This is a genomic window from Egibacteraceae bacterium, from assembly GCA_040905805.1.
In the GTDB taxonomy this organism is placed as follows: domain Bacteria; phylum Actinomycetota; class Nitriliruptoria; order Euzebyales; family Egibacteraceae; genus DATLGH01.
Genome location: JBBDQS010000008.1, coordinates 38944 through 61285, shown reverse-complemented (window position 1 = coordinate 61285; position 22342 = coordinate 38944). Strand labels below are relative to the sequence as shown.

General features: G+C 72.9%; 25 protein-coding genes and 1 pseudogene. 15 read left to right on the top strand and 11 right to left on the bottom strand.

Features of this window, described 5'->3' with window-relative positions; all coding sequences use genetic code 11:
* Window positions 1–57: 57 nt before the first annotated feature.
* The 3 genes and pseudogenes from WD250_01805 (at window position 58) to WD250_01795 (ending at window position 2684) form a co-directional block, all read left to right on the top strand.
* Window positions 58–375, top strand: a pseudogene (locus tag WD250_01805) (AAA family ATPase).
* Window positions 373–1122, top strand: a complete 750-nt coding sequence (locus WD250_01800; protein ID MEX2618929.1) for a hypothetical protein — start codon at window positions 373–375, stop codon at window positions 1120–1122. Before WD250_01805 ends, WD250_01800 begins: the two are co-directional and overlap by 3 nt.
* Window positions 1119–2684, top strand: coding sequence for a sialidase family protein (locus WD250_01795; protein MEX2618928.1), 1566 nt, complete (start codon window positions 1119–1121; stop codon window positions 2682–2684). Before WD250_01800 ends, WD250_01795 begins: the two co-directional genes overlap by 4 nt.
* A 149-nt stretch (window positions 2685–2833) precedes the next feature.
* Here WD250_01795 and WD250_01790 read toward each other — a convergent pair whose 3' ends face one another.
* On the bottom strand, window positions 2834–3199 hold the full coding sequence (locus WD250_01790) for a DUF5615 family PIN-like protein (protein MEX2618927.1): 366 nt from the start codon (window positions 3197–3199) through the stop codon (window positions 2834–2836).
* Window positions 3200–3201: 2 nt separating this feature from the next.
* On the bottom strand, window positions 3202–3624 hold the full coding sequence (locus WD250_01785) for a hypothetical protein (protein ID MEX2618926.1): 423 nt from the start codon (window positions 3622–3624) through the stop codon (window positions 3202–3204).
* A 101-nt stretch (window positions 3625–3725) separates the two neighbouring features.
* On the opposite strand from WD250_01785, the gene WD250_01780 reads away from it, so the two are divergent.
* Window positions 3726–3956: a hypothetical protein gene (locus WD250_01780; GenBank protein ID MEX2618925.1), complete on the top strand. Its 231-nt coding sequence runs from the start codon at window positions 3726–3728 to the stop codon at window positions 3954–3956.
* The gene (locus tag WD250_01775; GenBank protein ID MEX2618924.1) at window positions 3953–4348 is read left to right on the top strand and encodes a type II toxin-antitoxin system VapC family toxin; all 396 of its coding nucleotides are present in this window, start codon (window positions 3953–3955) and stop codon (window positions 4346–4348) included. Before WD250_01780 ends, WD250_01775 begins: the two co-directional genes overlap by 4 nt.
* A 318-nt stretch (window positions 4349–4666) precedes the next feature.
* On the opposite strand, the gene WD250_01770 is transcribed toward WD250_01775, so the two are convergent.
* Together WD250_01770 and WD250_01765 are read right to left on the bottom strand one after the other, a co-directional pair.
* A complete protein-coding gene (locus WD250_01770) occupies window positions 4667–6889 on the bottom strand; it encodes a molybdopterin oxidoreductase family protein (GenBank protein MEX2618923.1) in 2223 nt (740 codons plus the stop codon).
* Window positions 6886–8628: a DmsC/YnfH family molybdoenzyme membrane anchor subunit gene (locus WD250_01765; GenBank protein ID MEX2618922.1), complete on the bottom strand. Its 1743-nt coding sequence runs from the start codon at window positions 8626–8628 to the stop codon at window positions 6886–6888. The genes WD250_01770 and WD250_01765 overlap by 4 nt, the downstream gene beginning before the upstream one ends.
* A 269-nt stretch (window positions 8629–8897) precedes the next feature.
* Here WD250_01765 and WD250_01760 point away from each other — a divergent pair, with 269 nt between their 5' ends.
* Window positions 8898–9113: a CBS domain-containing protein gene (locus tag WD250_01760; GenBank protein MEX2618921.1), complete on the top strand. Its 216-nt coding sequence runs from the start codon at window positions 8898–8900 to the stop codon at window positions 9111–9113.
* A 341-nt stretch (window positions 9114–9454) separates the two neighbouring features.
* Here the strand turns inward: WD250_01760 and WD250_01755 are convergent, their stop codons facing one another.
* Complete coding sequence (locus WD250_01755; GenBank protein MEX2618920.1) at window positions 9455–9880, bottom strand: type II toxin-antitoxin system VapC family toxin; 426 nt, start codon at window positions 9878–9880, stop codon at window positions 9455–9457.
* A 464-nt stretch (window positions 9881–10344) separates the two neighbouring features.
* On the opposite strand from WD250_01755, the gene WD250_01750 reads away from it, so the two are divergent.
* The 3 genes from WD250_01750 to WD250_01740 all read left to right on the top strand — a co-directional run bounded on the left by WD250_01750 (window position 10345) and on the right by WD250_01740 (window position 11306).
* Window positions 10345–10593, top strand: a complete 249-nt coding sequence (locus WD250_01750; GenBank protein ID MEX2618919.1) for an AbrB/MazE/SpoVT family DNA-binding domain-containing protein — start codon at window positions 10345–10347, stop codon at window positions 10591–10593.
* Window positions 10590–10982, top strand: coding sequence for a PIN domain-containing protein (locus WD250_01745; protein MEX2618918.1), 393 nt, complete (start codon window positions 10590–10592; stop codon window positions 10980–10982). The genes WD250_01750 and WD250_01745 overlap by 4 nt, the downstream gene beginning before the upstream one ends.
* Window positions 10983–11099: 117 nt before the next feature.
* Window positions 11100–11306, top strand: a complete 207-nt coding sequence (locus WD250_01740; protein MEX2618917.1) for a hypothetical protein — start codon at window positions 11100–11102, stop codon at window positions 11304–11306.
* A gap of 175 nt (window positions 11307–11481) precedes the next feature.
* Here the strand turns inward: WD250_01740 and WD250_01735 are convergent, their stop codons facing one another.
* The 6 genes from WD250_01735 to WD250_01710 all read right to left on the bottom strand — a co-directional run bounded on the left by WD250_01735 (window position 11482) and on the right by WD250_01710 (window position 14996).
* Window positions 11482–11982 (bottom strand): TetR/AcrR family transcriptional regulator C-terminal domain-containing protein, encoded by a 501-nt coding sequence (locus WD250_01735; GenBank protein ID MEX2618916.1) that lies wholly within the window; start codon window positions 11980–11982, stop codon window positions 11482–11484.
* Between the two features lie 108 nt (window positions 11983–12090).
* Window positions 12091–12519 carry a type II toxin-antitoxin system VapC family toxin gene (locus tag WD250_01730; protein MEX2618915.1) on the bottom strand — a complete coding sequence of 143 codons (429 nt, stop codon included), beginning with the start codon at window positions 12517–12519 and terminating at the stop codon, window positions 12091–12093.
* Entirely contained in the window at window positions 12516–12767 is a 252-nt protein-coding gene (locus WD250_01725; protein MEX2618914.1) for a hypothetical protein, read from the bottom strand. Before WD250_01725 ends, WD250_01730 begins: the two co-directional genes overlap by 4 nt.
* 49 nt (window positions 12768–12816) lie before the next feature.
* Entirely contained in the window at window positions 12817–13128 is a 312-nt protein-coding gene (locus tag WD250_01720; protein ID MEX2618913.1) for a ClpX C4-type zinc finger protein, read from the bottom strand.
* An 82-nt stretch (window positions 13129–13210) separates the two neighbouring features.
* Window positions 13211–14569, bottom strand: coding sequence for a hypothetical protein (locus tag WD250_01715; protein ID MEX2618912.1), 1359 nt, complete (start codon window positions 14567–14569; stop codon window positions 13211–13213).
* Window positions 14559–14996 carry a hypothetical protein gene (locus tag WD250_01710; GenBank protein MEX2618911.1) on the bottom strand — a complete coding sequence of 146 codons (438 nt, stop codon included), beginning with the start codon at window positions 14994–14996 and terminating at the stop codon, window positions 14559–14561. Before WD250_01710 ends, WD250_01715 begins: the two co-directional genes overlap by 11 nt.
* A 147-nt stretch (window positions 14997–15143) precedes the next feature.
* On the opposite strand from WD250_01710, the gene WD250_01705 reads away from it, so the two are divergent.
* The 6 genes from WD250_01705 to WD250_01680 all read left to right on the top strand — a co-directional run bounded on the left by WD250_01705 (window position 15144) and on the right by WD250_01680 (window position 22291).
* Window positions 15144–16058 carry a hypothetical protein gene (locus WD250_01705; protein ID MEX2618910.1) on the top strand — a complete coding sequence of 305 codons (915 nt, stop codon included), beginning with the start codon at window positions 15144–15146 and terminating at the stop codon, window positions 16056–16058.
* Between the two features lie 71 nt (window positions 16059–16129).
* A complete protein-coding gene (locus WD250_01700) occupies window positions 16130–16939 on the top strand; it encodes a DUF6390 family protein (protein MEX2618909.1) in 810 nt (269 codons plus the stop codon).
* 9 nt (window positions 16940–16948) lie between these two features.
* Entirely contained in the window at window positions 16949–17941 is a 993-nt protein-coding gene (locus tag WD250_01695) for an extracellular solute-binding protein (GenBank protein ID MEX2618908.1), read from the top strand.
* Complete coding sequence (locus tag WD250_01690) at window positions 17934–19553, top strand: ABC transporter permease subunit (protein MEX2618907.1); 1620 nt, start codon at window positions 17934–17936, stop codon at window positions 19551–19553. Before WD250_01695 ends, WD250_01690 begins: the two co-directional genes overlap by 8 nt.
* 4 nt (window positions 19554–19557) lie before the next feature.
* Complete coding sequence (locus tag WD250_01685; GenBank protein ID MEX2618906.1) at window positions 19558–20592, top strand: ABC transporter ATP-binding protein; 1035 nt, start codon at window positions 19558–19560, stop codon at window positions 20590–20592.
* A 76-nt stretch (window positions 20593–20668) separates the two neighbouring features.
* Window positions 20669–22291, top strand: a complete 1623-nt coding sequence (locus WD250_01680; protein ID MEX2618905.1) for an S-layer homology domain-containing protein — start codon at window positions 20669–20671, stop codon at window positions 22289–22291.
* The last annotated feature ends 51 nt before the right edge of the window (window positions 22292–22342 follow it).

Sequence of the window (22342 nt, the reverse complement as noted above, 5' to 3'; positions counted from 1 at the left end):
CGTCGCCCGTGGCAGCCCGCAACGGCCAGATGACCCCTTCCAAAACACGTTCTCAACCAGATCCTGACCGAGCTCGACGGGTTCGACGCCGCGTCCGCGGTGACGGTCATGGCCGCCACCAACCGCCCTGACCTGCTCGACGCCGCGCTGACCCGCCCGGGGCGCTTCGACCGCCACGTCGCGGTGAGCCTGCCCGACCGGGCGGGGCGCCGGGCGATCCTGGCGTTGCACGCCGCGGGCAAGCCGCTGGCCGCAGACGTCGACCTCGACGCCGTCGCCGGGTTGACCCGGGGCTTCTCCGGCGCGGACCTCGCCAACGTCCTGAACGAGGCGGCGCTGCTGGCCGCCCGCGCCGGCCGGGCCGAGGTCGCCATGGACATGGTCGAGGAGGGCATCGACCGGACCCGCCTGGGGGTGGCGTCGCGGGGAGTGATCCTGTCCGAGGACGAACGGCGGATCGTGGCCTACCACGAGGCCGGCCACGCGCTGGTCGCGGCGGTGCTGCCCGGCGCGGACCCGCCCCACAAGCTGTCGATCGTCGCGCGCGGCGGGGCGCTGGGTCACTGCACGACCGTGGACGCCCACGACCGGGTGCTGGTGTCCCGCGAGCAGCTGCTCGACCGCATGGCGGTGGGTCTGGGCGGGCTGGTCGCCGAGGAGGTCGTGTTCGGCGACGCGACCACCGGCTCGGCCAGCGACCTGGCCGCGGTCACCGCCATCGCCCGGCGGATGGTCTGCGAGCTGGGCATGAGCCCCGCGCTGGGCCGAGTCGCCTACCGCCCCGACGCCGGCTCGCAGGCCGTCGCCCAGGCGGTCGACGCCGAGGTCCGCCGGCTGGTCGACACCGACGCCTACGAGCGCGCCCACGCAGTCGTGACCGGATCGCGGGCGGTCCTTGACCGCATCGTTGCGGCGCTGTTGGAACGCGAGACCCTGACCGCCGGCCAGCTTGAGGCGCTGGTCGCCGGTGACCCGCTGCCCGCCCCACCCGCCGTGGTCGCGTCCCCACCCGCCGAGCCGGCGGCGGCGACCACCGAGGCGGCGGCGGCCACCGAGGCGGCGGCGGCGACCACCGGGGCGGTGGCGCAGCCCGCCGCGCCGGGCGCTGGGCGTGTGGCGTGACCGCCTCCGCGGCCACCCCGACCGCCGCGCCCGAGCGGGCGTCCGATCCGGGGCGGCGGTGGCTGGCGGGCCTGCTGGCGGCCGCGCTGCTCGCCCTCGGCGCAGGCCTGGGACTGGTCGGGATGTCGCTGGGCACCGCACCGCGGGTGGTCGAGGCGAACACGCCGGTCAACGCCGGCGCCGCCGACCCGCTGGACATCACCGCGCACAACTCCCCGACGCTGGTCGCCGACCCCACCGACGCCGACCGACTCGTCGTGGTCAACCGGATCGACACGCCGAGCTTTTCGTGCGCGCTGCACACCTCGACCGACGCCGGCCAGACGTGGGCCGCATCCCAGATCCCGTTCCCCGCCGGCGAGGAGCGCCCCGAACGCTGCTTCGCGCCCGACGCCGCGTTCGCCGCCGACGGCACGTTGCACGTGTCGTTTGTCACCCTGGCCGGGCGGGGCAACACCCCCAACGCCGCGTGGGTCGCCACCTCGGCCGACGCCGACGGCGGGGTGAGCTTCGGCGAGCCCGTGCAGGTGACCGGCCCGGGCGCCTTCCAGCTGCGCCTGGCCGCCGACCCCGCCGAGCCCGCCCGGCTGTACCTGTCGTGGGTGCACGCCGGCGAGGTCGGCCCGCTTGGGTTCCCCGGCACCGCCAACCCCGTGCGGGTCGCGCGCTCCGACGACGCCGGCGCCACCTGGACCGACCCGGTGGCCGTCACCGACCCCCACCGGCGGGTGCTGGCCCCCACGAGCGTGGTCGGCGACGACGGCACCGTCTACACCCTCTACCTGGACGTGGGCGATGACCGCCTGGACTACCACGGCGGCCACGAGGGGCGGGGAGGCCCCGCCTACCCCGGCCCGTGGCGTCTGCTGCTGGCCCGCTCCAGCGACGGTGGCGCCACCTGGACCGACACGCTCGTCGACGACGCGCTGGTGCCCACCGGGCGGGTCGTGGCGTTCTTCCCGCCGTCACCGTCGCTGGTGGTGGACGGCGGCCGGGTCTACGCCGGCTTCCACGACGCCCGCGCCGGCGACGCCGACGTGTGGGTGTGGACCTCGCACGACGCCGGCGCCACGTTCGCCGACCCGGTGCGGGTGCCCGACCTGGGCGCCGAAGACGCCACCGACCAGTACCTGCCCGCCCTGGCCGTGGCCCCCGGCGGGCGCCTGGACGTCATCTACTACGACCGGCGCGCCGACCCCGCCAACATCATGAACGAAGTGTCGTTGCAGTCCTCCCACGACCACGGCGCCTCCTTCACCCCCAGCGTGCGCCTGTCCGACCGGGCGTTTGACTCGCGCGTCGGCTTGGGCAGCGAACGCGACCTACCCGACCTCGGCAGCCGCCTGGGCCTGGTCGCCACCGACCGCACCGCCCACGCCGTGTGGGCCGACACCCGCACCGGCACCCAAGCCTCCAACAAACAAGACCTCGCCCACGCCACCGCCGCGATGCCCGCCACCAGCCCGCGGCGTCTGCTGCTGGGCGCCAGCGTCGCGCTGCTGCTCGCCGGCCTGGCGCTGCTCGCACGCACCGCCACCTCCCGCCGCCGCCCGGCCCCGTGATCGACCGAGCGGCACGCATGGTCGGACCGCCGCAGCATCTTGGCCCCCAGGGCTGCAGGCGTGGTCAAGGTAACCAGCTACCGCATCAACGGGAGCCAGGCCGACCCTGTATCCCTCGCTGGTGGGAGGCCGCCCAGAAAGCGTCCGGGTCACACCTGGGAGAGCCACTCGATGCACCCCTGGAGTGCGGTGTCGGACGGGTGTGCGGACAGGAACGCGTCCAGAGCGCGGACGACCCGCCCCAGCGTCCTGGGGTTGCCTCGCGGCCACGCGGCGTTCGAGGTGAGGAGCAGCCCGGGGAACGTGCCACCGGTGGACAGCACGCCGGCCGCGAGCGGGACGAAGTCGGGGACGTTCTCGGTAAACACCACCCGTCCTTCCTTGCCGGCATGGTCGAAAATCACGTCGTCCCTGCGGTGCGCGAGGCCCGGCCGTTCTGTGACGGCAACGGCGTCGTGACCTCGGCGGCGCAGTTCCTCGGCGAGTGTGGCGGGCCACAGCTCGTCGATCAGCAACTTCACGCCAGGGCGTCCTGGCGGCGCTGCCAGATCTGTTGCGCTCGGCGGGCTTCCTCGTCGACGCGGTCGATCCAGCGGTCGACCTCGTCGGGGTATTCGCTGTAGTAGCGCACCGCGCTGTCGATCTGCTCGCGCGCAAGGCTGAGCCACTCGGCTGCCTCGGTGACGGCGGCCTCGCCGCTGCCCTCGACGTTGCGCACCACGCGCATGACCTCCCAGACGTCGGGTCCCGCGGCCAACCCCGCGCGCCGTCCGGCGGGCCCGGAGCGGAACACGATGCCCGGGTGGTCCTCCATGCGCATGCCCTCGTCGACGTAGCGCGTGATCAGCTCGGGCCGCTTGCGTTCCGTGCTCTGGCTGCGCGCATCGAGGCGACCGACCACGTCGGCGTCGAGTCGGACTGTGACGTGTCGTGTGGCCATGCGCCTGTCCTCCTCAGAACACGATGTGGCCAACGTAGCACAATCGCCGCCCCCGTCTCGGCCCTCTTGCCTCCGGTGCCGGGTGCTAGCATAATGAAAGCATGCCAACCGTTCTTGTACGAGACCTGCCGGAGGACGTCCACGCAGAACTACAGCGACGGGCCAAGCAGCGTGGACAGTCGCTGCAGCAGTACCTGGCGACCGAGCTGAAGCGCCTCGCCGAGAAGCCCACGCTCGAGGACGTCCTGCAGCGCATCGAGCAGCACCGCGGCGGTGAGGTCGGGCTCCAGCAGGCCGTCGATGACCTCGCCGAGGAGCGGTCGCGTCGGTGATCGTGGTCGACGCGTCGGTCTTGGCCAACGTGATCGGCGACGACGACCTCGACGGTCAGCGGGCGCGGCGCGAGGTCGGCCTTGCCGGAGAGCTTGCCGCGCCGGATCTGGTGGACGTGGAGACACTCGCCGTGCTGCGCAAGCGGTGGATCAACGGCACGGTCTCCGACACGCGCTTTGCCGAGGCCATTGACGATCTCGAAGCCATCGAGCTGGCGCGTTACCCGACGCTTCCCCTGTTGAGGGGGGGCTACGAGCTACGCGCCAACGTCACGGCATACGACGCTACCTACATCGCGCTTGCCGAGGTCTTGAGCTGCGAACTGCTGACCGGTGACGCTCGGCTCGCCCGCGCCCCTGGGCCTCGCTGCCGAATTCGCCTTCTGCAGTGACGATCGCTGCCGCCGGGGCCCGCCGGCGTGGCTCGGAGCAGGACCGAGCCGCGGCAGCGTCCTGGCCCAGCAGCCATGGCCAACGCGGTCGTGGAGGTTGCTCGCGCCGGCACCGTCAGGGCGACGATGCACAGGGCGAGCGTCGTCAGCTGCGTGCGGTCGAGACCGAGCTGGCGCCCGATCGTGGAGGCGAACGGCGCGAAGTTGAACCACACCACGAACGTGAGGAGAGCGCGAGCCAGGTCAGGTGTAGGACGCGGGCGCGCCCGGAGAACGACCACAGTGCGGCGAGTCGCCCGCCGGCGGCGGTACGGGGCATCAACGGGCCTGCCGGGAGACGGAGCGGAGGCGGCGGACCTCGACGGTGGCGTGCTTGTAGGAGGGCTGGTGGGAGTAGGGGTCGAAGCTCGGCATCGTCAGCTGGTTCGTGTCGGCGTGGTGCATCGACAGGAACACCTGGCCCGCGGCGATCGTCGGTGTGACGAACGCGCGCGCCTGCATCCGGCCACGCTCGGAGGCCACCTCCACCCGGTCGTGGGGTTCGATGCCACGCGCGGCGGCGTCAGCGGGCGCCAGCTCGACGTAGGGCTCGCCGGGGGTCAGCCGGCGCAGTCCGGGCGACTTCGACGTGCGCGTGCCGGTGTGCCACTCCGCCGACGAGCCGCGCCCGGTCAGCAGCACGAGCGGGCGCGCCGGCCGTACCGTCTCCGCCGGCGGCCGCGGGTCGTCGACGACGAAGCGCGCCCGCCCGTCGGGAGTGTGGAAGACGCCGTCGGCGAACAATCGCCGCTCGCGCTCGGGGCGGGCGCCGGGGATGGGCTGGGGCCACTGGATGCCGCCCTGCTCGTCAAGGTCGTCGTAGCCGCCGATGCCGGAGAAGTCGAAGAACCGACCCCGCGAGAGGTCCTGGAGCAGCCCGAAGACGGCCTCGGGACAGTCCCAGGCGGCGAACAGCTCGCCGCAGCCCCACGCCTCGGCGAGCAGCCGCACGATCGCGAAGTCGGACAGGGCCAGCCCGGGCGCGCGTGACACCTTGCGGACCCGCCCGATGCGCCGCTCGGAGTTGATGAACGTGCCCTCCTTCTCTCCCCACCCGGCGGCGGGTAGGACGAGGTCGGCGCGGCGGGCGGTCTCGGTCGTGGCGTACATGTCCTGCACGACGAGGAAGTCGAGCCGGTCGAGCAGGTCGTGCACGTCGCGCTGGCCGATCCACGAGTGCGCTGTGTTCGTCGCGATCACCCACAGGCCGCGGATGGTGCCCGTGGCGATGCCCTCGATGATGCGGTGGTAGGGCAGGCTCGCCTCGGTGGGGATCAGGCCTGCGTCGAGGTCGAGGATGCGCGCGACCTCGGCGCGGTGGGCGGGGTCGGTGAAGTCGTGCCCGCCGAGCAGGTTCGTGGTGTTGGAGAACAGCCGCGAACCCATGGCGTTGCACTGCCCGGTGATGGAGTTCGCGCCGGTGCCAGGACGGCCGATGTTGCCGGTGAGCAACGCGAGGTCGATGACCGCCTGGGCGGTGCGGGTGCCTTCGTGGGACTGGTTGACGCCCATCGTCCACCACAGCGACACGGCGCGGCCGGCCGCGATCGTGTCGGCGCAGTGCTCGAGCTGGTCGACCGGCAGACCGGTGAGCGCGGCGACCCGCTCGGGCGGGTACGCGGCGACGTGGGCTGCGTAGGCCTCGAAGCCGCGCGTGTGCGCCGCGACGAAGGCGTGGTCGACGGCGTCGCGGGCCAGGAGCAGGTGACCGAGCCCGTAGAGCAGCGCGAGGTCGGACTTGGGCCGCAGGGCGAGGTGCTGGGTGGCGCCCGCGGCGGTTTCGGTGCGGCGCGGGTCGACGACGACGACCGCGGGGTCGTGGGGGTTGGCCTGCAGGCGCTCCCACAGGATCGGGTGGGCGACCGCGAGGTTGGAGCCGATCAGGACGACGACGTCGGAGGCGGCGAGGTCGGCGTAGGTGTAGGGCGGCGCGTCGGCCCCGAACGACTCCTTGTAGGCGGTCACCGCGGTGGCCATGCACTGGCGGGTGTTGCCGTCGCCGTGGACGATGCCCATGCCGAACTTGGCGACCGCGCCGAGCAGCGCCATCTCCTCGGTGGGGATCTGCCCGGTGGACAGGAACGCGACCGCCCCGCGGCCGTGGCGGCGCTGGATGCTGGCCATCCCGTCGACGAAGCGCTCCAGGGCGCCGCCCCAGTCGGTGGGGGCCAGACGGCCCCGCCGGTCGCGGACGAGGGGGGTGGTGGCCCGGTCGTCGGCGCGCAGCGGCGCGAGCGCCTCCCAGCCCTTCGGGCAGGCCGTGCCGTGGTTGACCGGGTAGGCGGTGGTGGGCGTCAGCCCGACCGCCTGGCCGTCCTGCAGGTGCACGTCGAGGCAGCAGCCGGTCGAGCAGTACCCGCAGATGCTGCGTACGACCGCGTCGGGGACCCGGCCGGCGGGCACCTGCCCGAGGTCGAAGCCACCCGGCGCGCGTCGAAGCTCGCGTGTCCGTGGGCCGTCGTGGCGGCGCAGGAACTGGTGCACCGGGTCGTCGGCGCTCACGGCAGCCTGCCGGGCATGCGGTCGGGGGCGCTGGCGGTGAAGAAACGCCAGCGCTCGCACAGCTCGGCGACGAGCAGGGCGAGGAGGCCGACCACCGCGGTCACCGCGGCGGCCGTGGGGGAGGTGCGCGCGACGGTGAGCATCCGCAGCGCCAGCCACGGCGCGAGCACCGCCCCGACGGCGAGGGTGGCGGTGCGCAGCACGCACAGGGTGCCGAGCTGGCGGGTGAGGAGGCGGGCGGTGCGGGCCAGCTCGTCGCTGGGCGGGCCGTGCCGGTGGCGCAGCAACCCGAGCTCGGCGAGACCGACGAGCACCGCCACGACGGTCAGCGGGACCGCCAGCGGCGGGACGACGGGGGCGGCGCTCGTGCCGGTCACCGCACCGGTCACGGTCGCCACCGCCAGGGTGGTGGCGAGGCCACCCAGCGCGGTCGTGGCGGCGAAGCGGGCAGCCACCCGCGGCAGGGACCACCAGCGGCGCGCGGTGACGGCGTACACCATGACGGAGGTCCCCACGCCGGCCAGCCCGAGCGCCACAGCCACCGGGCCGAGCCACCCGACCGCCCGGTCGAGCGGCGCGACGCCGGCGAGGCCGGCGCTGTAGACGGCCGCGGCGGGGGCGAAGGCGCCGAACGCGACGATCTCCCGCGACAGCCACGAGTGGCCGACGCCGAGCACGGCCCGCCACGCCTGGCTTGGACGGCCGAGGTGGCCCACGCTGGCGGCGAGGCCGGTGACCGCGGTGCCGAGCGCAGCGACGGCGGCGGGAACCGCGGCGAGCTGGTGGAGGTGTGGCAGCAGCCCGCCGCCGAGCACGAGGACCGCGAGGGTGCCGACGGCGAACTGGGTGAGCACGAGCATGACCGACAACGGCGGGTGGGCACCGGCCGGGGACAGGGCGCCGGTGTCGACCGCGCTCACCCCGTTGCGCAGGTCCTCGCTGCTGCGGTAGCGCGTCGCCGGTCGGGTGGTGGCCGGCGCGGGGGAGGCAAACGGCCACGGCTCGTCGGCGGCCGCGTCGACGTCGTCGAGGTCGACCACCCGGATGGCGATCGCCTCGGTCGGGCACGCCTGCACGCACGCGGGCGCCTCGCCGTCGGCGAGCCGGTCCTGGCACAGGTCGCACTTGCGCACGATGCCGGCCTCGGCGTCGTAGCGCGGCACCTCGTAGGGACACATCAGTGTGCAGTAGCGGCAGCCGATGCACTGGTCGGCGAGGTGGCGGACCACACCGGTGAGCGCATCCTTCTCGTAGGCGTTGGCGGGGCAGCCGTTCAGGCAGCCCGGGTCGGCGCAGTGATGGCACGCCGTGGTGACGGTGCGCAGCACCGCCGGCGCGTCGCCGCCGGCGCCGACCAGGGTGCCGGTGGAGCGAAACGACACGCCCTCGGGCAGGCCGTTGAGGTTGGTGCAGGCCACGACGCACGCCTTGCAGCCCGAGCACGCGTCGAGGTCGACCTCGAAGGCGTACTGCTGCCCAGGGCCCGGCGGGGTGGCCGGCAGCAGGTCGCGGTACCAGCGGGCCTGCGCCGGCGGCGCGCCGGCAGCCGCGGCAGCCTCGGCGGCCTGCTCGGCGTCGTGGCGCCGCGAGAAGCGCTGCACGGCCGTGCCGGCCTCCGCGGCGAGGAACTCGTCGATCAACGTGCGCACGGTCGCGTCCGGGGCGGGTGCGTCCCCACAACCGCCGCCGGGACCGCACGAGGCCTCCGCGGGCGCGGCGGGGGCCGGCGGTGAGCGCACGGGCAGATGGTTGTGCATGGCCATGAGGATGCGCGCGGCACGTTCCCGCGAGGGTACCGGCGTGTTACGGGCAGGAATCGATGTGGTCGCGCCGGCGCTCGACGTCGGGATGTGTCACGCCGAGGCGAGCCACAAAAGTGCACGAGCCTCCGCTCGGCGTCCGGGACGCCACCCGGGTGACCGCTCACCGGGTTCTGCGGGCGGGCGAGCTCAGCTCAGCCGGGCGGTCCCGACCGGGACATGGCCGCGTCCCTCGCTGGGGGCTGCGGGTGCGCGACCTCATGACGCCGGACCTGATCGCACTGCCCGAGGACACACCGCTGCACGTGGCCTGCCTACTGTTGCTGCGCGAGCAGATCGGTGGTGCGCCGGTGGTCGATGACCAGGGAGCCCTCGTCGGAGTTCTCACGGAGCGATCTGCTCGCCCGAGAGGCGGCGCTCCGAAGGCCGGTGCCGAGGTCCTCGCCGAAGCGATTCCCCTATGAGCCGACGCAACGACGAGCGGCTCGCGGACATCGTCGCGTCGGCCTGACGCGATCGCGTCCCACCTGCGGCGGGGCAGCCTCGACGACGGTCTCATCTTCGACGCCGTTCGCTTCATCGAGATCGGCGAAGCGATCAAGGACATCAATCCGGAGCTCCTGGCCGTCCTGCGCCGCATCGCGATGCACGCCTCGAATATCGTGCTGCGACCAGCGTCGTACAGCACGGCATAACGTCCCGCGGAGCCTTTGTCGACTTCAGCCCTTGCCGGGTTCTGCCGCACTCGATGTACGGACTGGGGCTGTCCATGAGGAGGAGCTGGTCCTATCGCGCCGCGCGCCCCTCAACGCCGATCCGGAAGCGTGGGAACGCCCACCGCGACGGTCGCGGCAGCCAGGCGAGTGTCCCATGTCGCAACGACCAATCCATCGCCGTCCACGAGAAGGGCGCTGGCGAGATGGACCGCGTCGAAGCCGCTCAGCGCGTACCTCTCGGCCAGATCGCCCGCATGCTGAGACACACCTTCGGACAGCTCCACGAGTCGCAAGGCTGCAGACAGACCGTCCCAGAGCCGCTTGGCCTCCTCATGCTGCTCGGTGGTCAACCGTGCCGCGCGCTGCGCGTCAGCGAGGGCCGCCCGCACCTCAGCGTTTGCAACCCGGCTCGACAGCACCGCGTCCGCGCCGTCCCACAGCGCGGCGGCGTCGTTACTGCCCGGTTCCTCGATCATCAACTTGACTAGCGCGCTGGCGTCGAAGTACGCGATCACGCTCGGCGAGCCTCACGCTCGCTGGAGACATACCCCGACACCGCGCCCTGCGACCCGATGCGTCGCAAGCCACGTGCGGATGGTCGCTCCTGTACCGGGCGACTAATCCGCCCCTCTACGGTGAGCCGCTCTAGCACTGAAGGCACCCCGGCTCCCACTAGGCGCGCCACTGGATTGCCGCGATCGGTGATGATGACCTCATCGCCGGCCTGAACCCGTTCGACCCAGCGCTTGAGATCCCGGCGCAGCTCCGCAACCCCGACCTCGGACACCACCGACCTCCTGTACATCTCCCCTCCCGGGCATTGTACATGCTTGGGGCCCGGCCTGAGACGCTGCCCTGTCCACGACCGCGCCAACGCGGTCCTCGCCGGGTTAGATCGAACGGGAGCTGTCGCTCGTTGCCATGGCACTGCGACAACCCGATGCTATCCTTACTTGGAGGATATAGTAAGGAGGAAGGGATGGACGTCCGGGCAACGGTTACCTCGAAGGGACAGGTCACACTGCCCAAGGCGTTGCGCGACCATCTCGGGCTCGCTCCGGGCGACCGGGTGGTGTTCAGAATCGAAGGCGAGCGGGCGGTGCTGGCCAAGACCCCCGACCTGCTCACGGTTGCGGGGACGGTGCACGTGCCGGCGGCCAAGCGCGGGACACCCTGGGACCAGGTGCGCCGGGAGACTCGGCGTGCCCGCGCGGCATCCGAGTCGTGACCGCCTTCGTCGACACCAACATCCTGGTTCGCCACCTGACTTGGGACCCGCCCGAGCTCGCCGCTCGGGCGACCCGCTTCCTTGCGGAAGCCGACCAGCTGTTGCTGGTCGACTTGGTCTTGGCCGAGATGGTCTACGTCCTAGAGTCCTACTATGAAGTGGAGCGCCAGCGCGTGGCGGAACTCGCCCGTTCCGTTATTGCCTTCCCTGCGGTCATGACCGTCGACGACGCGCTGCTGTTGCGCACGATCGAGTTGTACGAAGTCGAACGGCTCGACTTCGCCGACGCCTATCTGGTGGGCTCGGCTGAAGCCTCCGGTGTCGGCGTCGTGGCGTCATTCGATCAGCGCATCGGCCGGGTCTCCTCGATACAACGCCTCGAACCCTGACTCAGCGTTAGCCCACCTGAAGGCACAGCCGACTACGGTCTGATCGCCCTCGCGCGTGGGGACGAGTGCGGACCTCGCCGGGTAGGTAGGACCGCAGGGGGGGGTACGCTGGAGGCGATGAGCGGAACACGGACAGTGCGACTCAACGAGCAGGTGGCGGCCAGGGTCGAACGAGCTGCGGCCGCAGAAGGTGTGGACCCAGAGCAGTGGGTCAACGACCGGCTGGCTCGTAACCTGTTTCTCGAAAGGCTCGACCAGGTCCAGGCCCGCAACCCCGAGCCGCTGTCCGAAGCGGAGGCGGCGGAGATCGTTTACGGGCGCTAGCGTTGCGGGCCGTCATCGACCCCAACGTGTTGCTGTCGGCGTTGATCGCGCCCCGGTGGGACGAGTGACCGGTCGGTTCGGGTGGTGGTGACTCGCCGCACCACGCTGATCGTTTCGCCACGTGTGCTCGAGCGCTTCGTGCAACGTGCCGGTGACGAGCGGGTCCGGCGTTGGTTCAGCGTCGCCGACGCTGGAGAACTCGCCGAGCAACTGGCGCATTTCGCTGAGGTCTTCTCAGATCCGGAGACCGTCCCTGCCGTCGTCGTGGACGATCCCTCCGATGACTACTGGGTGCCGCTGGCGCGGCATGGCGCGCCTCCTGGATCGCGAACCCGTAGATGTAGCTGTCCAGGAGCCAGTAGGCGTGGGTGGCGTCCTCGATCGAGAAGCCCGCTTCGCGCAGGCTGTCCAGCACCGCCTCGTGGTGGCGCAGGCTCGTCGGCCCGGGCGTTGTCCGTAGCTCCATCAGCCCGGTCGCCCAGGGGTGTCGCGCGAGTGCCTCGCGCACCGGGGCCGCCCGCTGGCGCATGGCCGTGCGCCAGCCGGCATCGCTGGCGGGCAGGTCGATCTCGCTGAACACGACATCGATCATCCCGTCCAGGAGGTCGTCCTTGTTGGCCACATGGTTGTACAGCGACATCGCCTCGACCCCGAGTCGCTGCCCGAGCTTGCGCATGCTGAGCGCACTCGGATGTTCAACCCAACCCGGCAAGGGTTGGAGTCCGGGCGATCTCAGGAAGGTGGTCGGACCCAGCTGGACCGGTGCGGTTGCTGAGCGCAGCATTCATATGGGACGCACTTGCAGGCCGGCTTCTTCAAGGTGTGCGAAGTCGGCGGGGTTGCGAGTGAACAACGGGAGATCGTTGGCGAGCGCCACCGCGGCGATCAAGAGGTCGACTGCCCGGGGGCCGCGTGGCTTGCGCTTGCTCGCTCGTGTGGCGGCGTAGATCCGCCCGTAGGCGCGCGCTGCCTCGTCATCGAACGGTAGCGGGTCGAAGGTGGCTTCAGCCCGCTGGAGCCGCTCCTGGCGGCGGGCGCGTTCAGCCGTGTCGTCGGTGGCATGCGGGCCGGCTGCTAGCTCTGCCAGTGTCAGGGCGGCGATACCCGCTTCCCGGGGCAACTGTTGCGGATCTATCTGGTCGAGGTCGATCACGACGGAGGTGTCCAGCAGCCCGCGCTCGACCGTTCGTGACGGAGCCTCGGGGGTGTTCAAGCGCGCGGCTCGACGTCCTGGTTCACGACGGCGTCCACGTCGGTGCGGAACTGCTCCGGATCGATCGGGGCGGCACTCCCGAAGGCCTTGTGGATCACCGCCTGATCGACGAAGCGGCGTCGCACCGGTCGGAGCTCACCCACGGGGATGCCGTTGCGGGTGACGATGAACTCCTCGCCGCGGTCGAGGGCGCGCATGATCTGGCCACTGTTGTTGCGCAGCTCGCGCTGGGTGATCGTTCTCGTCATAGACGGAGTGTAGCACAGGTGCTACGAGCGGTTCGCGGGGCCGCCCCGGCTAAGGTCCGCTCGGCGGCTCGGCGAACGCCTCGTCGATGATCTTCTGGCCGAGGTCGACGCACTGCTTGCAGACGAGCACGCCATCGGGGCTCGCGACCGCCGCCCCGGCGGGCGTCGCCGTCCCGCAGAAGGAGCACGCCGCCGGCTCGCCCGGCTCGCTGCCGTGTTCCTCCGCCCCCTCGGCGAGGAACTCGGTGCCGAACGCGACGCACTCGTCGCACATGTGCACGCCGGGTCCCGCGATGAGCTTGCGGACCTGCTCCTGCGCCTTCCCGCACAACGAGCACACCCGCGCGTCTGCGTCCTCCATGGACGTCCCACTCCTCTCCGTGCTGGTCAGCACCGTCCCGTCCGGCACGCTTTGGCGGGCAGCCTACCGAACGACTGCGGTGCTACGACGCGGCCACCGTCTGCAGGTGCTCGCGGTAGCCAGCGGCGAACCCGGCAGCGGCGTCGCGGTCGAGGGCGCGGTGGCGATAGCGGAAGACCAGGTGCAGGCAGCCCGCGACGCTCACCGCACCGATGGACAACCCCAGCGGCATCCGCGCCGGCGCGGAGAACCAGACCTCGACCGTCTCCCCCGCGTCGTCGCCGAACCACGGTGGGTCGTCGAGACGGCCGAGGTTGGACAGGATGGCGGTGTCGACGAGCCGGTCGCCCGCCAGCGGGAGGAGTGCGACCAGGGTGTGCTTGCCCCAGAGGGGCAGGAGATGTGACCCGGCCAGCAGCTCGATCAGCCCGGTGCCCATGCCGCTGCGCTTCTTGCGGGCGGTCTGCCTGGTGACGGCGGCCAGCGCATCGGCGGGGGTGCGTCGATCGCGCGAGCTCGACGAGATCCGGGCGGGCAGCGAGAAGTTGCCCACCGACTCCTCCCGCCAGGCGGGCAGGCGCAGGTTCGAGGGCACCATCACGGTCACCCGTCGCGGGCGTGCGCCATGGCGGCGGTTCCAGTCGGCGATCGTCAGGTGCAGCGCGGCCAGGAGGACGTCGTTCACGCTGCCCGGGTGGTCGAGGCCGACGAGCCGTCGGGTCTCGCCGAGCCCGAGGCGGAGGTGGTGGAAGCCGTAGCCGGCCGCGTCGCGGGCCTGCACGGGGGCCACTCGCGCGGGCGGCGAGACCAGGTCGCGCAGCTTCTCCGCCACGGCGAGCACGCGCCGGGCGCGGGTGGAGGCGTCGGGTGCCCGCAGCCGTGCGACGAGGTCGCGGTGGTCGAGGAGGTCGAGGTCGGGCAGGGGATCGGCCGTTCCGGTATAGGCGCGGGCGACCGACCGCAGGAAGCGCACCGCGCCGAACCCGTCCGAGGCCGCGTGGTTGACGTTGAGCATCAGCACGTCGCCGGCAGGGTGCCGGGCGAGCACCGCGCGCAGTGGTGGGGACTCGACCAGCGGGACGGCCATGCTCTGCAGGCGCGCCCGGACCGCGTCCAGCGACGCGTCGTCGGGGCAGTCGACGACCCGCAGGGGATCCAGGTCGGGCACCGGTGGGATCTCCCAGGTGTCCCGGTGATGCCGCAGGCGCGACGCGGCCTTGCGGGCGCGGGCCATCGGGTGGCGGCGCAACGCGACGTCCATGGCGGCGCGAAGGCGGGACGCGTCCAGGCTGCGCGTGACGCGGGCTTCGAGCTGGACGCTCCAGGGAGCCGCCTCGGCGTCGAGCAGGTGGACCACCTCGTCCACGACGTTGAACGGCACACGCCAGGTCTCGCCGGACGCGGCCGGCGAGACCGTCACCATCGCGGGGTCAGGCGGCACGGATGTCGCAGGGCGTGGCCGCCGACCCGACGAGCATCGCGTCGAGCCGGCCGTCGCCGGTGTCCACCCGTTGGCAGCGCAGCACGCAGCGGTGCTCGCCGCGCCGGCCGGTCAGCAGGCGCAGGAAGTCCTCCGCCAGGTGCGCGAGGTTGTGGGCTCCCGCCCGCCAGAACGAGTACCGGCTGCCGCCCTGGGTGAGCGTCAGGGGCGCGTAGCGGTCGACGTGCATCGCGACCTGGCTGCCGGTGATCAGGATGTGGATGCTGTGCTCGGGGACGCGCTCCCGAAACGACAGGGTCCCCGGATGCAGGACGCGGCCGAGGAAGGTGTCGCGGTGGAACTGGTCGCTGGCCGCCAGGTACCTGGCCAGGCCGACCGGGTCGGTCGTCGCACCGTCCTCGCCGACGCTCTGGTGGTCGATGGCCATGTGGCAGCTCCCTCCAACGCGACAGGGTGACGGACGGTGTGGGTTCGCCCCCGGGCGGCTCAGCGGATTGGTCGATCCCCCAGTGCAGGAGGATCCGCAGGAGGGTCCCGTTGGTACGCTGGAGGCATCTCCCCAAGGATAGGTCTCATGCGGCGTTCGGTGATCGTGCTCGTCCTGGTGGCCCTTTGGGGCGTGGGCTGCGGGACCGACGAGCCGCAGCGGCCCGGGGCGGTCGACGCCCAGCCGGCGACGCCGGCCGACCCGGGGGTGATCACGCAGGCCGCCGAGCGGACCCGGCTCGCCGGCAGCGCCCGGGTGGAGACCACCCTGGTGCTGCGCGAGGGGGGCACGTCGTTCATCACCGCCAGCGAGGGCGTGATCGACTTCGCCGGTGACCGCGCGCGCTTCGACATGGGCGACCCCACGACGGGGTTCACGGCCGACGAAGAGATCACCGCCACCACGATCATGGACGGCGACGTCTACTACACGCGCTCGGACCTGGAGTCCCCGACCGCCTGGGTCCGTTCCCAGTACGACGGTGGACCGAGCGGTGCCGTGGACGTCGGCCTCTTCGGCATCGGCCAGCCGCGCGGGCGCAACCCCGCCGAGCGGCTGGCGATCCTCGGTCCGGCGATCGACGCCGTCTCCATGGTCCGGCGCGAGGAGATCCGCGGCGGGGAGGCGACCCGCTACGCCGGCGTGCTCGACCTCGAACGGCTGGTCGCGCAGGTCCCGCAGGAGCGGCAGGCGTCGACCCGGGAGCGCCTGCTGGAGCTCGACGCCGAGGAGCTGGTGATCACCGTCTGGATCGGTGACGACGGGCTCCTGCGTCAGATGCGCCACACCGTCGATGCGCTCGCGCCTGAGCCCGCCGACGATGCGGCGCCCGTCGAGCAGCCCTCGCGCCTCCAGGCGCCCAGCAGGGCGACGATCACCGTCGAGCTCTTCGACTTCGGCGTCGAGACCGCGATCACCCCGCCCCCCGAGGAGGAGGTCACCAACTTCATCGACCTCGACGACGAGGGCCCGCCCGTCGATGACCCCGTGGCGGACCACTGACGGCACCGGCCCCGGATGCACGCGAGACTGGAGGGGAAACCCCGCGACCCAGCCTCCCGAGGAGGACCGGAATGAGCCAGGCGACCAGCCCCCCGACCGCGGCTGGCGGATACCGGCAGCACGACGGCCTGCAGCTGTTCGCCCGCTACGCCTACCCGCCGAACGAGCGGGGGTTCTGCGGGCCTCCAGACCACCGCGCCATGCTCGAGTACCGAGCGGCGGGGGTCACCGACGGCGGGCTCGCGGAGCTGGCCCGGTCGTTCACCGGCCCGTGGCCGTACCTGACCCTGCTGGCCGGCGCCGCGGGCATCGCCGATCCGTTCGACTACCGCGTCGTGGAGGCCTACTGGATCGGCAACAGCCTGCTCGATCACGTGTCCACCGCCGACTTCGGGCGCACGATCGAGGACCGGTTCCGCGGGAAGGCCGGCAAGCAGTGGGGGTTCCTGGCCCAGGGCGTCCCAGAAGGCTCGGTGTGCCACCACAGCTTCCACGTCTTCGGCGTGTACCCGTGGGTGGGCCTGCTCGGCCAGACCGAGCGCGGTGAGCCGCTGCGCATCCTCGACCGGTGCCGCATCCGCTGGGGCCGGGTGGTGGAGGTGCACGGCCAGCACGTCGTGGTGTCGTCGCGTCCGCTGACGTGGGACGGCCTGCGCCTGGGGCTCGGGGCCCCGACGACCGAGACGGCCACCCAGGCGCTCGACGGGCTCGGCCTCGTCGGCGACCTAACCCCCGGCGACTGGGTGGCGCTGCACTGGGACTGGGTCTGCGACCGGCTGTCGCCACGCCAGCTCAGGGACCTGCGACGCTTCACCGCACGGCAGCTGACGATCACCAACGAGCGCGTCACCCATTCCGGACCGGGTGCGGCGCTCAGCTGAGGAGCACTGATGCGGACACGGATGGTGACGGGATTGCTGGTCGCGCTCGCGCTCGCGCTGGCCGCCTGCGGCACGGACGCGGGCACGCCCGGCGACGGGCCTGACGACGGCGCGACCGAGGCGCTGCGGCTGTACACCACGGTCACCGAGGACACCGTCGCCGCCGTGGTGGACGCCTGGTCGGCGGTGTCCGACGTCGACGTCGAGGTGTTCCGCGCCCCGACAGCGGAGTTCAACGCCCGCGTCGCCGCCGAGCAGCGGGAGGGGCAGATCCGGGCGGACGTGTTCTGGATGACCGACCCGCCATCGATGCTGGCGTACGAGGCGCAGGGCCTGCTGCACCCCTTCGAGCCGGCGGAGGCCGACGCGCTGCCCGAGGCGATGCGCGCCGACACCTACTGGGGCACGCGGGTGCTCAACATCGTCATCGCGCACCGCGAGGACCACGCCCCGGCTCCGACGAGCTGGCAGGACCTGGCCGACCCGGAGCTGGCCGACCAGGTCGCCGTGTTCGACCCGGGCTTCGCGGGCTCCGGCCAGGTCGCCCTGGGCTACTTCGCGCAGGCGGAGCAGCTCGGCACCGAGTTCTTCCGGGCCCTGGCCGACAACGGCACGACGCAGCTGCAGGCGCCGGGCGAGGTGCTGGCGGGTGTGGCCGACGGTCGGTACGCCGCCGGCATGCTGCTGGACAAGCTGGTGCGCGACGCCATCGAGGACGGCTCGCCCGTGGAGCTCGTGTGGCCCGAGCCCGGGGCGATCCAGGTCATGAGCCCGATCGCGGTGCTCGGCGAGGCGGCGGCCCGCGACACCGGCGAGGCGTTCGTGGACTTCGTGCTCAGCCAGGACGGGCAGGCGGCGATCGCCGGGACCGGCTGGCAGCCGGTCCGCGACGACGTCGAGTGGGAGCACCAGACCGAGCCGGCCATCGCCCCGGACTACGACGAGACCTTCGCGCAGCGCGAGGCCCTGCTGGAGGAGTGGCGCTCGGCGTTCGGTGGCTGAGCGGCTCACCAAGCCCCTGGCGGGGCTGGTCGCCCTCGGGGCCCTCGCCGCCCTGGTCGTCTTCCCGCTGGGGGAGCTGTTCGCCGCTGCGCTGGCCGACGGCCCCCAGGCCATGGCCGGGCTGACCGGGGGCGCACTCGCCCGGCCGCTGGTCAACACCCTGTGGACCTCGGCCGTGGTGGTGGTGCTCGCCCTGACGGCGGCGACCGCCGCCGCCTGGGTCACCGAGCGCAGCGCGGCGCCGGGCCGACGCTGGCTGCGCCTGGGGTTGGTCCTGCCGCTGCTCGTGCCCCCGTACGTATCGGCGCTCAGCTGGGGGCGGGCGTACGGCACGGCCGGCCTCTCCGAACAGCTGACGGGCGTCGCGGTGCCGGGCATCTACGGCGCCGCCGGGGTAGTGGCGGTGGTCACGGTCAACGTCATGCCGCTGGCTTACGCGATCATCGCCGCGGCGCTCAACGTGCGGGCCGAGCCGGACCTGGAGCGCGCGGCCAGAGCCAGCGGGGCGAGCGCGTGGACGGCGTTTCGCACCACGACGCTGGCTCTGCTGCGCCCCGCCCTGGTCGCCGCGGGGGCGCTGGTCTTCGTGGGTGCCGCCAACGCCTTCGGCGTGCCGGCGGTCCTCGGTCGCCCAGCGGGGTTCTCGACGGTGACGACCCGCATCTACCAAGACCTCGTGCTGTCGGCCGACCCGGTGGCGTTCGGGCGCGTGCTGCTCCTGTCCTCCCTGCTGGTGGTCGTCGCCTTCGTGGTCGTCGGGTTCACGGACCTGGCCGTCGGCTTGCGGTTCCGCGCAGTGCGGACCGGCAGCCCCGCCGGCGGCGCGATCGCGGGCCCCCGGCCGTGGCTGCCGGCGCTGGCGATCTGGGCCTACCTCGCGGTGGCGGTGTTGCTACCGCTGCTCGCCCTGGTGCTGATCGCCCTGTCACCGGCGGTCGGGGTCGCGCCGACGCCCGGCAACTGGACCCTGGCGAACTTCGCCGCGGTGCTCGCCGGACCCGCCCGGCAGGCCGCCGCCAACAGCCTGCAGCTCGCGGTCGGCGCCGCGGTGGGCACGCTGGCGCTCGGGGGCCTGCTCGCCGTCGTCGCCCGCCAGCGGTGGAGCCGGCCGCTGGGCACCGCCGCCGTGCTCACCTTCGCGCTGCCGGGCTCGGCGCTGGCCGTCGCCGTCCTGCTGGCCCACGGGGCGCGGCTGCGCGACACGCTGGCGCTGATCCTCGTCGCCTACCTCGCGAAGTTCTGGGCGATCGGGCACCGCTCGCTGGCGGCGGGTCTGGACGGCATCCCCCCCGACCTCATGCGCGCCGCCCACGCCAGCGGCGCGCGACGAGCGGCGGCGGCCCGGACGGTGACGCTGCCCCTGCTGCGCCCCGCGATCGCGGCCGGTGGGCTGCTGGTCTTCGTCTTCGCCCTCCACGAGCTGACCATGTCGGCCTTGCTCTACGGCCCCGGGGCGCAGACGCTCGCGGTCGTGATCCTGAACCTGAACCAGCTGGGCGACGTGCTCGCCACCTCCGCGCTGGCGGTGCTGCTCACTGCAGCGGTGCTGGCCGTAGCCGGCCCCGCCATGCTCCTGCAGCGCGGACGGGCACGCCCGACGGGATTCGAGTGATCCGGTGACCGGCCCCGCAGTGGCATGCCGCGACGTGGCGGTGGCCTACGGCCGCGTGCTCGCCCTGGACGGGGTGGACCTCCTCGTCGAGCCGGGCGAGGCCGTCGCGCTGCTCGGCCCCTCGGGTGCGGGCAAGTCGACGCTGCTGCACCTCGTCGCCGGGTTCGTGTCGCCGACGCGCGGGGAGGTGGACGTGGCCGGCCAGGCGGTCGCGACCCCCGCCCGGTCGCTGCCGCCGGAGCGTCGCCAGGTCGGCGTGGTGTTCCAGCACTACGCGCTCTGGCCGCACATGACCGCGGTGGACACCGTGGCCTACCCGTTGCGGCGCCGCGGGGCGCGCGCGCGCGACGCCCGCCGGCAGGCCCGCCTCATGCTCGAGCGCATGGGCATCGCGGAGCTCGCGGAGCGTCGGCCCGCCGAGCTGTCCGGGGGCCAGCAGCAGCGGGTCGGCCTCGCGCGCGCCCTGGCCCGCGAGGCGTCGGTGTACCTCTTCGACGAGCCGACCGCGCACCTCGACACCGCCCTGCGGGCCACGCTGCAGGAGGAGATGAGCGACCGCCGCCGCGCCCTCGGGGCCGCGGCGGTGTACGCCACCCACGACGCGGGCGAGGCCCTCGCCGTGGCCGACCGGGTGGTCCTGCTGCGCACCGGGCGCGTCGTGCAGAGCGGTGGCCCCCGGGAGATCTACGAGCAGCCCGCGGACCTGTGGGCCGCGCAGCTCACCGGCCCGGCCTCCCTGCTCGACGGCGGCACGCAGCCCGCCGGTGACGGGCAGGTCCGGCTGCACGTCGCCGGCGAGCCGGTGACCGTGCCGGGCGCCGGCACGGCCGGTGGCCGGGCGCTCGTGCGACCCGACTGGGTGGCGCTCGGCGGTCCACTGCCGGCCACGGTCGACCAGATGTGGTACCGCGGCACCCACACCGACTACCGCCTCGACACCCCTCTGGGGTTCGTCGACGCGCGGGAGCCCGGGCCTCCGCGCGCGGCGCGGGGCACGGCGACGACGTGGGCCCTGCGGCGGGTCTGGCTGATCGACTGAGTAAACCCGCGGGGCCGCTCGCGCGTCCTACCCATGAGGATGTTCGCCGCCGATTGCCGAGGAGAGTGGCACCACGATGTCCGTCCACCGCCCCGTTGCCCGGATCCTCGTCGTCGCGGTCGTGCTCGCGCTGGCAGGTGCGCTCAGCCTGGCGGGCAGTCCACACGCCCTTGCCACCGGCCACGAGCTGTGCGTGGAGGCCGACCCCCCCGCTGATACCGCGCCCCAGGTCCAGATCCTCGAGGTGTGCGCGGAGTACACCGAGAGCGAACTGGCGTTCGCGCTGCGCGTGGCCGAGCCCACCGACCCGGCCACCGATCCCGGCTGGGCGGGCAACACCCAGATCGCCTGGGTGTTCAACACCTTCGCCGAGACCCACGGGTTCCCCGCCGGCCAGCTGTCGGTGCACTCCGTGGACGGGGACCTGCGGGTGGTGGCCACCCACTTCGACGACGCCACGCCGGTCTGTGATGGGGACCTGGACTTCGACGGCCAGTGGTACCGCGCCGCGTTCGACCCGCGCTGCCTGGACCTGCCCGCCGCCATCACGTTCGCCGGCTTCGCGCAGTACGATACCAACCCCGAGGACCCCGAGGACCTGGCGGCGCTGCGCCAGGACCGCCTGCCCGCGGGCGAGCACATCGAGGGTGAGGGCGCCTTTGCCGGCCCGGTGTCCTCGGACGGATGGTCGTGCCCACTCATCACCAACGCCGACCTGGAGTCCGCCCCCTTCGCCGATCGTCAGCAGATCTCCACGGCGCACCGGCTGAACGTGGACTGCGCGACCGCCCACAGCATCGTCACCGGGTACGCCGACAACACCTACCGCCCGGTCCTTTCGGTGCGCCGTGACCAGATGGCCGCGTTCGTCTTCCGCGCGCTGGAGGCCGGCGGCGTCGATCTGCCACCGCCCGGTGAGGGCTTCACCGACGTGCCCGCGGGCTCCGCCCACGACGAGGCGGTGCGCCGGCTGGCCGCCGCCGGCATCGTGCAGGGCGGCCCCGGCCACCTGGACGACGGGGCGTTCGGGCCGTCGTTCCCGGTCCGCCGTGACCAGATGGCCTCCATGCTGCTGCGGGCCGCTGAGTACGCCGCCGACACCGATCTGGCCAGCGACCAGGAGGCGTTCAGCGACGTGCCGCCGGGCAACGCCCACTTCGCCAACGTCAACGGTGCCGCGCAGCATGGCCTGGCCGCCGGCTACCTGGACGGCTCCTACCGTCCCGGGGCCTCGGTGCGCCGCGACCAGACGGCGAGCTTTGCGGTGCGCCTCCTTGGCTGGCTGGGCGGCGACGTGGAGGTCTCGGTCTTCTTCAGCGGCCCGGACAGCGACCAGACCGGCGAGGTCTTCCCCCTCCCGCGGACGGTGCCGGTCGCGGGCGTCCTGCGCGCCACGATGGACGCGCTGCTGGAGGGTCCCACCGCTGCGGAGCGCGCGCACGACTACTGGAGCTGGTTCTCCGAGGACACCGCCGGGATGGTCCGCATCGTCTCCGTCTCGGACCGCACCGCCTACGTCGACTTCGACGACTTCTCGGAGATCATCCCGAACGCATCGACGGCGGCCGGCAGCCTGGTGCTGCTGTCCCAGCTGGACGCTACCGCCACGCAGTTCCCCACGGTCGACCGGGCCCGCTACTCCTTCGAGGGCGATCAGGCAGCCTTCTACAACTGGCTGCAGTTGAGCCCCCCCGACTAGACACCACCGGGCCACCTGGCGTGCGCCCGGCGCGTGAACGACTACACTGTG

What these genes read in the sequence shown, in the direction of transcription:
- WD250_01800 (MEX2618929.1), top strand. Translation starts at nt 373, where the DNA reads ATGGACATGGTCGAGGAGGGCATCGACCGGACCCGCCTGGGGGTGGCG.
- WD250_01785 (MEX2618926.1), bottom strand. Translation starts at nt 3,624, where the DNA reads ATGGCCACACGACACGTCACAGTCCGACTCGACGCCGACGTGGTCGGT.
- WD250_01780 (MEX2618925.1), top strand. Translation starts at nt 3,726, where the DNA reads ATGCCAACCGTTCTTGTACGAGACCTGCCGGAGGACGTCCACGCAGAA.
- WD250_01750 (MEX2618919.1), top strand. Translation starts at nt 10,345, where the DNA reads ATGGACGTCCGGGCAACGGTTACCTCGAAGGGACAGGTCACACTGCCC.
- WD250_01740 (MEX2618917.1), top strand. Translation starts at nt 11,100, where the DNA reads ATGAGCGGAACACGGACAGTGCGACTCAACGAGCAGGTGGCGGCCAGG.
- WD250_01735 (MEX2618916.1), bottom strand. Translation starts at nt 11,982, where the DNA reads ATGCGCAAGCTCGGGCAGCGACTCGGGGTCGAGGCGATGTCGCTGTAC.
- WD250_01725 (MEX2618914.1), bottom strand. Translation starts at nt 12,767, where the DNA reads ATGACGAGAACGATCACCCAGCGCGAGCTGCGCAACAACAGTGGCCAG.
- WD250_01720 (MEX2618913.1), bottom strand. Translation starts at nt 13,128, where the DNA reads ATGGAGGACGCAGACGCGCGGGTGTGCTCGTTGTGCGGGAAGGCGCAG.
- WD250_01710 (MEX2618911.1), bottom strand. Translation starts at nt 14,996, where the DNA reads ATGGCCATCGACCACCAGAGCGTCGGCGAGGACGGTGCGACGACCGAC.
- WD250_01705 (MEX2618910.1), top strand. Translation starts at nt 15,144, where the DNA reads ATGCGGCGTTCGGTGATCGTGCTCGTCCTGGTGGCCCTTTGGGGCGTG.
- WD250_01700 (MEX2618909.1), top strand. Translation starts at nt 16,130, where the DNA reads ATGAGCCAGGCGACCAGCCCCCCGACCGCGGCTGGCGGATACCGGCAG.
- WD250_01695 (MEX2618908.1), top strand. Translation starts at nt 16,949, where the DNA reads ATGCGGACACGGATGGTGACGGGATTGCTGGTCGCGCTCGCGCTCGCG.
- WD250_01680 (MEX2618905.1), top strand. Translation starts at nt 20,669, where the DNA reads ATGTCCGTCCACCGCCCCGTTGCCCGGATCCTCGTCGTCGCGGTCGTG.